This is a genomic window from Candidatus Caccoplasma merdavium, from assembly GCA_018715595.1.
GTDB classification, from domain to species: Bacteria; Bacteroidota; Bacteroidia; order Bacteroidales; family UBA11471; genus Caccoplasma; species Caccoplasma merdavium.
Genome location: DVLI01000017.1, coordinates 1 through 13,445 on the forward strand (window position 1 = coordinate 1; position 13,445 = coordinate 13,445).

Below are 13,445 nucleotides of genomic sequence, written 5' to 3' on the forward strand. Positions count from 1 at the left end.
GAGGTGCGGTAGAATATGCCGTCGCTCGAAACGAAAGGTTCCCCGTTGAGGGTCGCCTCGGCCAGGACGAATCCGTTGTAGGGTTGCGGACGGAAGATGAGATCCACCCCTTCCGGAACGGATTCGGAGAAATTGCCCGGCAGGAGGGTGGAGTCGCCCATGATGACGCGTCCGCCCCCGTCGTTAAAGGAGACGTTGAGTCGGAAAGTTTGTTCCACAGCGGTGCTGTCGTCGGGAGCCGCGGATGAGCGAGAAGCTGCGGTCATGCTGCTTAGTGACAAAAGCAAAAACGTCACAATCAACGGTAATGGTGTAATTGCAAATGTTTTCATAATTGAATAATATTAGAGTGTTTAAATATTTGAAGACAACAATATTGAGGTTTGATGGCAGAACTTTTCTATGACGGAAACACTCTTTGAGAGTAGAGAGGGACCATTGTAAAAACATTTTTTTTCTTTCCATCCGCATCGAACGGAAATGACGTATGGTGGCTAAGATATAAAATTTATTGATACAGTAAAAGAATATCTTAAAAATTTTTAGAAATATACAGTAAAAAATTCGTAATTGAAAAACAAAAAGGCATTGTTCGGGAACTTCCTTGTTCAGTCGGTAAAAAGCGGAGCATTGTCGACCGTCTTTTCGGAGTTTTTATAGAACCAGTGAGAAAGAAATTTTCCGATGTTTTATTTCTTATACCGATACCGGAATTGTGGCAAGTGGCGTCAGTCCAAATTTTGCCATGATTATCTGAGTTACAAAAAAAGGGAAGACGAAAATCTTCCCTTTTCTGTGACCCCGGAGGGGCTCGAACCCTCGACCCAATGATTAAGAGTCATTTGCTCTTCTTCGGCATCTGAAAGCTCGCTAATGCTCACTTTTGGATGCAACCAGCTGAGCCATGGTCACTTATGAATCAGTAGAGTTGCAAAAATCACTCGCGATCTTATTGTTAATGCACTTTAGTTTACACCTCGGTTTACACAATCTGTAATTGTTAATAATTGTATTGCTTATCTCATCTAAATATCGTTGGATGGGATTTCTATTCTCGTGATGTGAAGTTAGCAAATTGGGTTGAGTTGTGCAAATAAACACAAGGAAATCAAGCGTATATGCTCATATTATTCAAGCGTTTCTGAACACTTGAAAAGCGATAGTATTCTAATAATAGAAATTATAGAATAAAGCAGCTTACTTGAAAGGTAGTACTTTTTCAGAATCCTCCCTATAAACAAACTTTCCTTGAACAAATTTCCTGTATGTTCAGGTGCAACTTATTTTAATATCTTCTCATGTATAATATTATAAACAAGCAATTGTTTTTCTTTATTTAATTGACATTTTAATTATTTACAGACATATTTTTCATGGAATTGTTTCATCATGTCGATAAATTCATTAGGAAGTCTTTCCAGTACTTCTTTTTTTATGTATGCCGGTATCTCCTTGTAAAAAGCCTCTGCTATTCCACCTGTTATTGCTCCCATTGTATCAGCATCTCCATTTAATGATATTGCTAAACGTATGGCACTTTCATAATCTGTACTTTCCAAAAACGCAATAATTGATTCTGGTACAGTTCCCTGACATGTTTCAACAAACCGATAATTTTTTCTTATCTCATTACAAGTTCTTCTAAGGTTATAGCCAAAATTCTTTTCAATATATTGCTTTATTACTTGTTTGGACTTCCCTATACGTGCCATAAAAATTGAAGTGGCTACAGCTTGTGCTCCTTTTATTCCTTCCGGATGGTTGTGTGTAACCTCTGCACTTTGTTTAGCTGCGTTTAGTGTTTCTTCTAATGTGTCAAAAGCCCATCCTACTGGACTAACCCTCATTGCAGAACCATTTCCAAAGCTGTTGTATGGTTTTGGGTCATTCTCTCGAAGCCATTCAAAAAAGGAACTTCCATATCCTACTCCAATATAGCGATTACCATAGTCCTGCATAATTCCTAATAAGCTGTCTCCTGTCAGTAGCCAATCAGCATTTGCAACGGTCATCACCGTGTCATCAGTAAAATGGGATGAATCACCGTTGAAGAGTTTGAAATCAATTGTTTTTACAGGGCAGAACTCATAATATGAACCTATTACGTCACCAGCAATTGCACCTAATAAAATATCATTCATAACTAATTCATTTTAAAATCAATATAGAGAACCTTTTTCAAAATTCCCCTATAAAACAGACTTCCTTCAAAAAATGTACTCCTTCTCAAATACTACAAGGTAAGCCTTATTTCCTCGAATACCATAAAAAGGCAACTCTATCCTATTCTCTAATTATTGTGAGAAGTAAAGAAATGAGAAAAGCGTAACGAAGGGATAAAATATTCGTTGCGTTTTATTTTTCTATTAGGGTAGCTAAGAAGAACCATGTATGTCAAACAGCACAAATGTTTAGTTTATCTTTTCATGTTGTAAGTGATAGGAATGATTTGTAGTTAGACCGTATATTACAGTGGCTTGCATTATGAATTGCGCCTATTTTATGGTTATAACTCTACAACACAATAACACCACATGACATTTAGAAACTCTACATATATCTCAAATTCTCCAGATTTTCTTTGTAATATCCTTAAGATACCTGAGTCTTTGTCTTGGTCAATAAATTTAATAACTATATGATAATCTCCATCTGAATCATAGAATGAGGTAACAAATTCTTGCAGATGATATACTTGAGCAATAGGAGAATATATAGTTGCAATATCTGTATCAAAGTTTATCGTTAGCAACATATCTGACGATTCCCATTCACTCCATCCTGACCAAGAAGATGTATAAGTATTATATGAATTTGTAGAAAATGCTACAGTTCGATAATGTAGTGTTTGGGAATAAGATGATATTCCCATAAGAAGAAATATAGCAATAAACAGTCTGGTTTTCATTTTCACAATAGTTTATATCTAGGCGATAGTACTTTTTTCAAATTCTCCCTATAAAACAGGATTCTTAGAAAAAAGTACCTTTATGCCCATAATATTTATTCAGGTCTGAATCCCTTTATCTCAATTCTTTCCTTTTGTTCTAGTTCTTTGCTCAACGTGCTAAATTCACCCTGTACTTTCTGCAGGGCAAGAAAGAAACCGTTTAACATAGATTTTAGATATACTTTATAATCAGGGATGTCATAAGCAAAATATATTGCTATTTTGCAAAATGCAATAATACTCCCTTCCTCTTTTCTTATAGTATATAAACTTGTAATGGCACAACACTCATTTGCCTTATTAATAGCATGTTTTAAACTATCTGCATTAGGATCATTTATCCCAATTTCTATCCATGGAGAACTATAAATCCAAATGAAAGGAGTGTCATTATTTGCGCTTATGGAAAAAGTTTCTCCTTGGTATGCGAAGACTATAAAATTCTCATCGTCTATCTCATATTGGCAACCTATGTCTGTTAATGTTTTCAACAAAAAATTCCTTGTCTGATACTCGTCTTTATTTTTGGCATTGTTAAAGACTTCATTTGTTTTTTCATAATCAGACTTTCCTTTCTTGCCTTTTTTGTCGGCAGCTCTCTTTTTTCTAACAATATACGTGATAGCCATTACGATAAGACATAATACTACAAGTCCAGATTCCATATCAATTGATATTTTTAGTTTGTTTTTAGTACTTAAAATTCTTCTATTTCTTCGTTATAAGTTCAGAGGACTTTTAAAATTCACTCTATAATACTGGTATTTCTTCTAAAAATGTTCCCTTGTTTTATATCCGATTTTCAATCTGTTCAAATGGAAAATCCATTTTGCCATTCTCATAAAACGAAATGCTGTCAAGAGCATTTACATAGCCACTTCCATATTCTACCATTTCCCATTTGCCAACTATCAGGTTGTCAATGGAAACAGATTGTTGCTTGTTGTCACAACTCCAAATAAGTAGCAAAGTAAGCATCGTAAAATAGAATGGTATTTGTTTCATCTGCATATCTACTTTTGAATTTTATCTGTTCTTAATTATAGTAAAACTTTTTCTTGACTGTCTATATAAATAGAAATTTGTTCAAAAAGATTTCAGCAAATATCATCCCATAGAACTGTCTGAATCATTTTCTTACCACACACAGGACAACCCTTATCCCATTTCTGCATCTTGGCTGTACAACATTTTGATAATGGAAATTCTCCGGTTTGTTCCTTTTCATAAGGGACATTAATGCTCTCCACCTTTTTACACGCAGGGCATTGAAGTTGGATATAGTTGTATTCAGAGAACAACCTACCACCCTCTGACAACCTATCTATGGTATATCCACAATCGGGACATTCGTATTTATAAAAGGTATGTGACATATTCGATATTTTGATTGATTGCAAACTCTATTTATTGAGCGATTTAGGATTAATTGGTCATTGCTTCTCTAATTCTTCCTCTATGTATAACTCTGTGTTTTCATGAATAGAAATAACTTCCATTTTTTTAGCTTCAACTTTTATAGCATTTCCACAAGTGAAGGTCAGAGTGTCAGCGTGTTCTTGAATTTTGTTAGTAGGATAAAATCTTATTAAAGCAGTTTCACTACTTCTAATAGAAAAACATTCTAATTCGTGGAATCTAAAACGAACATCTTTATTTATATATTCCATTTGTTTTGTTTTAGGTTCATATGTCTGACAATCACCCGTAATGGTAAGCTCTATTTCTTTATGAGTTTCTTCTTTAATTACAACATTAGATATTCTATATGGGTTATAAGGCATATCGCATCCGTTAATAAGAATGTCTAATCCTTTTATTGTCTTTTCTTTATTCAGTAAATATGGATATATTGAAGAGTCAATTTTGCAATTATTCCTTACTTCGTTGTGTAGATTGAGAATATATAGTTGTTTAACATAGTAATCTCTTATCTCTTCTGACTTTGTTGTTTTTATAACTTCTGTATATATATATTTCTGCTTCTCATAATCACCTGTTTGTGGCATTGCACAACATATCAAATCATAGAAATCAATTTTATCACGAATAGGCTGTGCCATTTGAAAAGCAGCTATTATATTGGCACAGCAAAAATCTTCAAACATTTTATCTTTTAAACTTCTGAAATCATCATATCCCCAATATGCAATAGGTATTGGAACTGTAAAAGGACGTGCAAGCATAAAATCCTTTCTACACTTTTCTATTGTGTTTTGCACACCACTCTCGAAAAGTGCTTTAATGATTTCTATCCTATTGTTTTTTACTAATTCATTCCAAACCATTGTAAAGTCTAAATGTTAATCATAATTATGGAAGTATTGATATATGGCACAATCAAAACAGAATCTTCACATTCACTTCAATGCACGAACTATCATCGAAAATATGATAAAAGCAATGACAACTGCAATTATGGATGCTAAACATCCTCTACCGTTGGTATCGTTATTATTCTTCTTGAACGCATTATAAGCACCATAACCAATAAAAGCCAAGATAATGAAAAACCATATCGGACTGAATGAAGAATCTCCATCACGGACAGAATAATCTCTTCCGTAATCGTCCCGACCAGCAAAAGCATTCACTATGGTTAAGAAGCAACCTAAGCAACTGACTAATAGTTTTTTAATCATATTTCAAATAAACACATTCTAATTCAACGAGAAGTATAGCAAACATTTTCTGCAAAATATCCATTCAAAATTCGTATTGTGCAAGGGATTTGTCCTGAATACCCCTCACGGCATATTTTACCATGAACTCGTTCTTCTTCAAAATAAATATGTTTATTTCCTATAAACTGGACTAGTCCTTGTAAAACTTCTCTTAATGTAATATATGGAATAGCTTTTCTAATTAAGTCGAAAACATAAGTATTTATAGTCCCTTTGGGGCTATAAACCACACCATCATTAAATCGCCCTTTTGTAAGCAATCTTCGAACATCTAAACGTAATGTTTTGTGTGTGGATAGAGATATTAGATTAATCCCTGTAATGGGTGCACAATCCTGTTCTGAAAAAACAGGTTTGTCGTAACCATATTCTGTACTGATTCCTCTACACCAAGCATAGGGTTGATTTGCAAGATAAAATCGTTCATTTATCGGTACATCTATAAAATAGTCTACATTAGCACCATATTTTTTTATGAACTCTCCCCAGGGGATATTTCCTCCTACCCCCATGAAATTAGTCAAACCTCTATTTATGTATTCATCTATCTGCGTTTGACTATAATAATAAGCAGCTTGAAGCCTTGCCATACGGAGCTTTCATCGTCCCTCATCCTCCATTGGAACGGCTAAGTTATTATATGCGAAAAGCGTGAGGACTGTATCTTGCTTATCCTCTTATCGGGCTTCTCGCATTGCCTATGGAGTGGATAAGCAACAGCCACTCACGCCATGCGAGTATATAGTTCTCCCTTTCGGGATAGTATATATCCGTAGCGTGAGCGTTGTTGCTACCCATCCTACTCCATATCCAATTTTGCGAGAATTCGATAAGAAGGACGAGTTCAATAACGCTCTTCGTTCTCTTATGTCTGACAACCTTTCGGAAGTCAGCCACAAAGTTAGCAAAAAAGCGTTGAATATCTGTATCTAAATGAAATATATTTGCTGAATCCTGCTAAATAACAGTATTTTAGATGAAAGACAAATGTGTATCATCCAACAGACCACTTTCTACTATCCTTTTACAAAGCTCATGTGAAGCCCTGTTTCTAAGGTCTGTCCCATAGTTCTCACTGCCCACCATTCTTATTATGGCAACAACTGTCCTTATTAAATTCTGCTGCAAAGTCCGGTGAAAGCACCTTGTACTTTCTGCAAATAGCGCAGGATTCCAGCCATAATCATTCAAGGCTCTTTCCAAGTCTTGTGCAGCCTTGTATTCACGTGTATTCTGTATGTCCATTTTTGTATTGTTTATTACTATATTTATAAGAGTGTCAGGAATAAAAATCGAACACTCCCCATAATGAGGAATGCCCGATTGTCAGAAGTGAATCAATAAGCACTTAGCCCAAGAACCAAGCGTATTTCGTATCTCCATGCAGTGCATTGTTGATGCCTACCGCCACTTCCGTTGCATTCACAGCCCTTTGCAGATAGGTGTCAATATAGCTGCTCTTGTTGGCTTCTGTCAGCAAGTTGTGGAAGTCAAACATGGAGATAGTGTTGCCTTTCGCTCCAAAATTCGGATTGGTGAAGTAATCACGGCAGACATTGTTAATCTGACTGTCCGTAATCAACAAACGTGGAACTGACCTTTGGTAGCCATTAGGCAGAGCCTGATATAATCTCATCCTGCCCACTATCTGCGCAAACTGTGTTTCTGTGAGATAAGACTGTGATAAGTTCTGCATCAGGTGAATCTCCCTCGCAGGGTTGAAGTTGTAGAACAGTTCAAGAACAGCCCTGTAAAGGTCATTCAGATTCATTACTTCAAGTTGAAGTTTCACTCCGTCCCCTGTAAGCACCTGATTGCTGCACACGTTTACTCTCCAACCGATAAAGACAGAGAACTTCTCCATGCCTTTGTTAGCCCTGTAAAGGTTCAGGTCAGAATAGTTCCGGACACCTCCAATGCAAAGCTCCAACTTCTGACCGTTCACCTTTTCATGAATGGTAGGAATGGTGAATGCAAAAGCCAGTCTTTGGTAGAACTGTGTCTTTTCAGATTCCAACAACTCACTTGCTTTCTTGCCAAGTGCTGACGGAACCCTGCCACGTACTATGTGCGACACACGTATTGCAGGCTCACAGATAGTTTCACCTGAAAACATGGTCTGTGCTGCTTCATGCACTGTGTGAATGAAGTCCTGATGAGAGATTGTCAACTCCTGATTCGCCCATGTAGGCACTACACATTGTGTTGTCAGTTCCTCAATGGAGATTTCAGAAGTGTTGGCTTCCAAGAAATTCACGCTGGGTCTGATGGATGGCTGTTCGCTTACTTCCTCAAAAGGAACGTACTCTGCATCCTGTGCAAACGAAGAATGATTGCTGCGTACCATTGGTACAAATGATAATGTTGCTTCCATAATTTAATTGGGATTAAGTGTTATTGATTACAAGGACAATGACTATCATTGTCACATAGTTATAGAGGTTTATAGTAGGATAGGTTATATTTTTCTCCTGTACCTATCGGATAGGTTTTACTTTTCCATTCCACTTATGGGGAGGGGAGTTTTTGGGGGTGTAGTCGCTTGTATGTAACACTTCCCGTATTTTTTTGATTGGCACAAGTTCCTGTTTAGCGTTGTATGTCGCTTTTAAGTTGTAAAGGGGCTATTGCGAATTAGAATTGAGTGGTGCTATATATGTCAGAATTTTAGCGGTCATTTATTGATAAGGTTAACTTGATAGAATCCGACTTCTGTTTAGTGAACTACCTTGATTGATATTAAAAAGAGAACAAGTATATAAATTCAAAAATCCGCAATCGTAAGTGACTGCGGATTTAAGAAATAGAGTAAAATTGAATGTCAGTAAGAGTTTCTTGTTGAGAGTACCTTTTTTTTGATTCTCCCTATAAAACAGACAATCAATGAAAAAAGTCCTTGTCTTTTATATGAGAGATTCAATTAGCCATAATGCCTTTTGTCCTTTGTGTTTGCATTCTTCGACTTGGAAGAACTCACGAATCGTCTGTGCTGTAACCGTATCTTTGGGCGATATGTCAAGCATCTTATAAAGTCTGACTAATTCAGCCTTTATATATTTCAATGTATAGCATTTCCCTACTTGAAAGGAGTTCTTCAATAGTTGGACAAACTCAACACCTGTCGTCTTTTCCCGATAGCGTTTCAGTATCATGGCTTCTTTGATTTTCTTCGGTGAGTAATTGTTAATCTCTATCACTTCCTTTCCTACCGTTTCATAGGCTTCCACTATAAAAGGGTCAAGTCTGCGAAGTTCCCTTATGTGCGTTTGAACAATGGGAGAATCCATGTCGTTTTTCAAAGATTCAAGAATCTCCACCAACTTTTTACGGCTTTCCTTTATTGATGTATTCTTGTTCTCCAATGTCAACCGTTCCTTGTCGCCTAATGGATAAAATAGCGAATCGGATATTTCCGCTCTGAAATGGCTTGTCTTTCCATAGAGTGACATGAGCAAGTCAATGTTGTTGTATGAGGACTTAACCAATGCTTCATCCATATAGTTGTCAATGGCAAAATAATCAATCTTGCCGTTTTTCAGCATTCTGTTGAACGGTAGCACGTCCAAAGCTGCCTTGAAAGCGTTTCTTGTTTCCAAAGAGGTTGCACAATCATATATCCGTTTGACCGTCATATATGCTTCTCTACTTGCTTTGAGATATTCCACTATGCCGGACTTTGTTCTAACAGGGTAACTTTCATTGGTGTTCACGATATGGTGTATGGTGGAAACTCCACCCCTAAACCGTCCGATTGCTTGTACCGCATCCGTGCAAGGGTCTATCATCGTATATTCAGCAAAGTAAGGCTCTGTCACAAAGACAACATCGGGTTTCTCGTCAAGTTCTATATCCAATGCACTGTAAAAACGGCTCGTAAAAAACATATAGAGCTTCTTGTGCTTGTTGTTCCAATTATCATAGGCACGGTTGAATCCGCTTCGTTTCAGTTTATCCACGCTCTTTGTGGAACAAAACACCACACTGTCTTCAATGATATTCAGCTTATTCATAAGTTGAAGAATCATGTCTGTGCTGTTGATGAAAAAGCAAATGCTTCTCGGTTCTTCCTGTACCTGTTGAATTTGGGGCAGGGTCACGTTCAACGCTTCAAGCACGTTGTTTGTATGGACTATGTTCATTGCTTTTGTGTAATCGTAATCAGGTCTTACTTCTACAAGTATGAAACCTTGTTTTTCAAAACGTGGGTCAGAGGGAATAATCGGGGTTGCTGACACCATAGCTTTCCCGTCAAAATGAAAGAAATCGTCTATTGGCAAAGTTATATCCTCCCGATAATCGCTGTCCTTGACAAGTTTGTGGCACTCATCCAACAACATGAAACACATCGTGTACATATCCAGTTCCAAATATTCAAAGGCTTGCTTGACCTTGTAGAAACTTTCGGGTGTACATAGTATCTTAATGAGCTTACCATTGGCAATGGTGTCTTCAAGATATGCAATCACATCATCTACCGTGACTTTCTGCATTACCCCGAAAAGGTTGTCTTTCTTGTGCTTCGGGTCTTTACATTTGCCCACAATGGGCGGTTGGTTTAATTCTATAATAATAGAATGGCGTTTAGCCTTGATTTCTGAATAAGTAGCTCCCAGTCCTGTAAGCGTCTTACAGAGAATAGTATTTGTTTCAATCGTATAAATATCAGACAAGCGTTGTCCTTGACTGATGGATAATATGCTTTTTCTCATAATGCTGTTTAATTTAAGAGAGTGGAGAGCTGTTGATTGCTCCCCAACTCTCGGTTAAGTAATAATGCTTATCTAATCAATCCTCTTTCTCGCAAATAGCTTGTGATTTCCTCGTCACGTTCCATAAAGAAAAGGACAGTTCCGTTACGGAAATTGGCTACTGCTGTGAGCTTGCCAGTCCTGTCCCGAAATTCAGGGGTAAACTGAATGTTACCTATTCCGTTTTCCACAAACAGCTTCAACATTTCTTTGCGGAACTTGTTGGCATCCCTTTCTTCGGACTTGGCTACTGCATCGGGCTTCACGTTGAAGTCCTCGGTTTCACCTTTCATCAGATAGTTCATCACCCATGCAAATGCTTCTTGGTCGATTTGATAGGCAAAGTTCTTGGTTGTCTTGCTTTCCACTCTAATTGCTTCATAGCCGTATCGGTCTATGGTGAAGTAGAGGGTCAATCTCTCATTGCGATTCATCATCGCTTTCAACTCTGTGTGAGCTGCCGTATTATCATACGACTGTTCTACTTGGGGATTTATCCCCTCAAAATTGTATTTCATCATACCAATCAATAGTATTAAATATTAAACATCGTAATCTACCCACACATTGCTATGCTGCATCTCGCTTTGTATTTCGATTACGTTGCAAAGGTCGGTATTATTCTTGGGGAACTTTGGTAAGTTATTAAAACTGTTTTTAGAGAGTTTTTTACCAAACAAAAAGGGTGTGTCAGAATAGACACACCCTCTAAAAATCATATCGAATGAAAAGGCTTGCTAATAATATCTTGATGAATCTGTATTATTGGGAGAGGTCTTATATTGCTTTGCTTTGATTATATCGTCAATCGAATCATATTGCATGAGATAATTTTTTAACGACACGCGAATTCTCTCCCCATCCATATAATCCAAAAAGCTTTCTTTTTCCTTGTACTCAATTAAATTGAGCCTGTTCAACAAGTCTGCGATAATCCTGCCTTGTTTTTTGGTTACAGATTTTTCAGTCTTGGACTTGCAGTTAGGTATATCTTGCAGCAAGTGATAAGTTCCCCACATAAATCTTATTGCGTTCACATTCATTTTAGCCCCAACAGTTTTTCCATAAATGGCATATAATTCCTGCTCGGCTTCTTTTACGCTTTTTACACCAAGATATTTTTCAAGATAACGGTCAAGTGCTTCCTGAAACCACGGTGTCTGCTCGTCTATCTTTATAGGGCTTAAATCACCAAATGATATTCTGCATTGTTTGTGGTATTTCTTGACTTTATCATTCAGACTATCGTTGTGGTGCAAGCCTATGTATAGTTTCAACATATCAGGACGGATGGCATGGATGTATTCTTGATATTCGTAATTCATATCTTCCTGTGTGGATTCCGTTGTTTCCAATTTATTTCTCATTAATAGGGCACAGGCATAGAGCAAGACTTGGTAAACTTCGTCTTTCTCTGTAATTTCAAGTTGGTTTTTCTCGCAGAAATCCTCTATGGTAAGCAAATAGGTATCTGTTGATATTCTCATAGGCAATTCTTCTTTTGCTAACGCTTCAAAATGCGCTTCTGCGTAAGCATTGACATCATAATGCCCTTTTTCATTCATGTATCTTTCTTTGTTGGAAGATTCATCTAACTTTATGCTTGCATAGTTACCAAAAAGTTCTTGTATGTACGGATTGTTTCTATCTATTCCAAACCATTTCTTTAATCGAGGTTCAAGACGTATGAATTCCTCCATTGTGAACAGTAGTCTTAAATAATCTCTTTCCATATTTTATGTTATTCATTATAGGGCAAAGTTACAAATAATCCCGCCTATCGTTCTGATAAACAGGATTATTTTTATTAAAGTAGTGATTTCATCGCTTCATCAATCTGCTCATTGTCAAAGCTGTCAAGATAGATTTGCGTCACTCTTTCAGAACTATGCCCCATTATTTCACGAATTACTGCTGTGGGAACACCTGCTTTCTTCATCACTGTTGCTTGGCTGTGCCGGGCAACGTATGTCGTAAGTGGTATAGGCAGGTTCAGTTCTTCGCCAATCTCTTTCAGCCGTTTGTTTACTTTGGCAATAACCTTATGAATGCGGTTGGACTTTTGTATCTCTGTCTTGTGAAAGGATGAGAGAATGGGAAAAAGGTATGGGCTCTCTTTGCGATGGTATTTCTTTATGAGTTCCAGTGCTTGTGGTTGCAAGGGAATCTTTATCAACTTGCCTGTTTTGTGACGTTTGTAAACGAGCTTGTCCTCTATGAGGTTTGCCGGAGTGAGGTGCGCAATATCTATAAAGTTTATCCCACCACAATAGTAGGTAAACGCAAAGATGTCTATCGGGAATCTCATATAACGGTTGGTCGACTTGTAGGCCAGAACGCGTTCCACGTCAGCTTTTGACAGAGACCGTTTCACTGTTTCTTCATGCAGTCGTGACACCTTGAATTTCTTGAATGGGTAACAATCCGGTGAAACTGCATCATCTTCCATTGCCACATTATAAATAGCTCGTAAGGTGCGAAAGCGTATGCCGATGGTGTTCTCTGCCAACCGCTTTTCCCGTAAAAACAACTCGTAACGTTTCAGCCAAGCCACATCCATTTCAGAAAAATAGAAGTCAAGACTGTGGCAAAACTCTTTGAGGGAGTTATGCAGTTGCTTGACGGATAAAGCGTAGTTCCTACGACCTGTCTTTATAAGGGAAGTGATGTGTCCATGAAAAATATCTTCCACCGTCTTACGGTTGGTACGCTTTACGCAGACTTTTTCTACAAGCGAAGTAGGGGTGAACTCTTGATAGGTTGCTTTGAGCTCAATAATTTTAGCGGAGTATTCCTTGATTTTATCCGCTATGAGCATTTCGATGTACTCACGATTGGGACAATCTGCTTTTGGCTCATTCTTAAGAAAGTCCCAATGTGCAGGATTTACGGATATGCCAAGACTGACATATTTCCGTTTTCTGTCTTTTGTCACTCTCAACATTAGAGGTGATTCATTGTTACTAAGTACTTTGGACTTGTAACAAACGGCTTTTACTGTAATTCCCACGGTTTACACGCTGGTTTACACAAATTGCGTATATTGGGGCGAAACAGGGGGTG

Annotated in this window: 12 protein-coding genes and 1 tRNA gene; all 13 read right to left on the bottom strand. The window is 37.5% G+C overall.

Going from position 1 to position 13,445, the window contains the following annotated elements:
- Positions 1 to 332: hypothetical protein (locus IAD09_04925; protein ID HIT81564.1), on the bottom strand; the 332-nt coding region annotated here is incomplete at its 3' end.
- A 464-nt stretch (positions 333 to 796) separates the two neighbouring features.
- Positions 797 to 910 (bottom strand) — tRNA-Lys (locus tag IAD09_04930).
- Positions 911 to 1,352: 442 nt separating this feature from the next.
- Positions 1,353 to 2,141, bottom strand: a complete 789-nt coding sequence (locus tag IAD09_04935) for an ADP-ribosylglycohydrolase family protein (protein ID HIT81565.1) — start codon at positions 2,139 to 2,141, stop codon at positions 1,353 to 1,355.
- A 365-nt stretch (positions 2,142 to 2,506) separates the two neighbouring features.
- Complete coding sequence (locus tag IAD09_04940; protein ID HIT81566.1) at positions 2,507 to 2,908, bottom strand: hypothetical protein; 402 nt, start codon at positions 2,906 to 2,908, stop codon at positions 2,507 to 2,509.
- 95 nt (positions 2,909 to 3,003) lie between these two features.
- Positions 3,004 to 3,615 carry a hypothetical protein gene (locus IAD09_04945; GenBank protein HIT81567.1) on the bottom strand — a complete coding sequence of 204 codons (612 nt, stop codon included), beginning with the start codon at positions 3,613 to 3,615 and terminating at the stop codon, positions 3,004 to 3,006.
- Between the two features lie 124 nt (positions 3,616 to 3,739).
- Entirely contained in the window at positions 3,740 to 3,961 is a 222-nt protein-coding gene (locus IAD09_04950; protein ID HIT81568.1) for a hypothetical protein, read from the bottom strand.
- A gap of 422 nt (positions 3,962 to 4,383) precedes the next feature.
- The gene (locus tag IAD09_04955; GenBank protein HIT81569.1) at positions 4,384 to 5,238 is read right to left on the bottom strand and encodes a hypothetical protein; all 855 of its coding nucleotides are present in this window, start codon (positions 5,236 to 5,238) and stop codon (positions 4,384 to 4,386) included.
- 377 nt (positions 5,239 to 5,615) lie between these two features.
- Complete coding sequence (locus tag IAD09_04960; protein ID HIT81570.1) at positions 5,616 to 6,224, bottom strand: hypothetical protein; 609 nt, start codon at positions 6,222 to 6,224, stop codon at positions 5,616 to 5,618.
- Positions 6,225 to 6,982: 758 nt separating this feature from the next.
- Entirely contained in the window at positions 6,983 to 8,008 is a 1,026-nt protein-coding gene (locus tag IAD09_04965) for a DUF3871 family protein (protein ID HIT81571.1), read from the bottom strand.
- 529 nt (positions 8,009 to 8,537) lie between these two features.
- On the bottom strand, positions 8,538 to 10,343 hold the full coding sequence (locus IAD09_04970; protein ID HIT81572.1) for a hypothetical protein: 1,806 nt from the start codon (positions 10,341 to 10,343) through the stop codon (positions 8,538 to 8,540).
- Positions 10,344 to 10,411: 68 nt separating this feature from the next.
- On the bottom strand, positions 10,412 to 10,903 hold the full coding sequence (locus tag IAD09_04975; protein ID HIT81573.1) for a hypothetical protein: 492 nt from the start codon (positions 10,901 to 10,903) through the stop codon (positions 10,412 to 10,414).
- Positions 10,904 to 11,119: 216 nt separating this feature from the next.
- Positions 11,120 to 12,115, bottom strand: a complete 996-nt coding sequence (locus IAD09_04980; protein ID HIT81574.1) for a hypothetical protein — start codon at positions 12,113 to 12,115, stop codon at positions 11,120 to 11,122.
- 74 nt (positions 12,116 to 12,189) lie between these two features.
- Positions 12,190 to 13,392 (bottom strand): site-specific integrase, encoded by a 1,203-nt coding sequence (locus tag IAD09_04985; protein HIT81575.1) that lies wholly within the window; start codon positions 13,390 to 13,392, stop codon positions 12,190 to 12,192.
- Between the last annotated feature and the right edge of the window lie 53 nt (positions 13,393 to 13,445).

Excerpts from the sequence above, each read along its gene's own strand:
- IAD09_04935 (HIT81565.1), bottom strand. The coding sequence starts at position 2,141 with ATGAATGATATTTTATTAGGTGCAATTGCTGGTGACGTAATAGGTTCA.
- IAD09_04940 (HIT81566.1), bottom strand. The coding sequence starts at position 2,908 with ATGAAAACCAGACTGTTTATTGCTATATTTCTTCTTATGGGAATATCA.
- IAD09_04945 (HIT81567.1), bottom strand. The coding sequence starts at position 3,615 with ATGGAATCTGGACTTGTAGTATTATGTCTTATCGTAATGGCTATCACG.
- IAD09_04950 (HIT81568.1), bottom strand. The coding sequence starts at position 3,961 with ATGCAGATGAAACAAATACCATTCTATTTTACGATGCTTACTTTGCTA.
- IAD09_04955 (HIT81569.1), bottom strand. The coding sequence starts at position 5,238 with ATGGTTTGGAATGAATTAGTAAAAAACAATAGGATAGAAATCATTAAA.
- IAD09_04960 (HIT81570.1), bottom strand. The coding sequence starts at position 6,224 with ATGGCAAGGCTTCAAGCTGCTTATTATTATAGTCAAACGCAGATAGAT.
- IAD09_04965 (HIT81571.1), bottom strand. The coding sequence starts at position 8,008 with ATGGAAGCAACATTATCATTTGTACCAATGGTACGCAGCAATCATTCT.
- IAD09_04970 (HIT81572.1), bottom strand. The coding sequence starts at position 10,343 with ATGAGAAAAAGCATATTATCCATCAGTCAAGGACAACGCTTGTCTGAT.
- IAD09_04975 (HIT81573.1), bottom strand. The coding sequence starts at position 10,903 with ATGATGAAATACAATTTTGAGGGGATAAATCCCCAAGTAGAACAGTCG.
- IAD09_04980 (HIT81574.1), bottom strand. The coding sequence starts at position 12,115 with ATGGAAAGAGATTATTTAAGACTACTGTTCACAATGGAGGAATTCATA.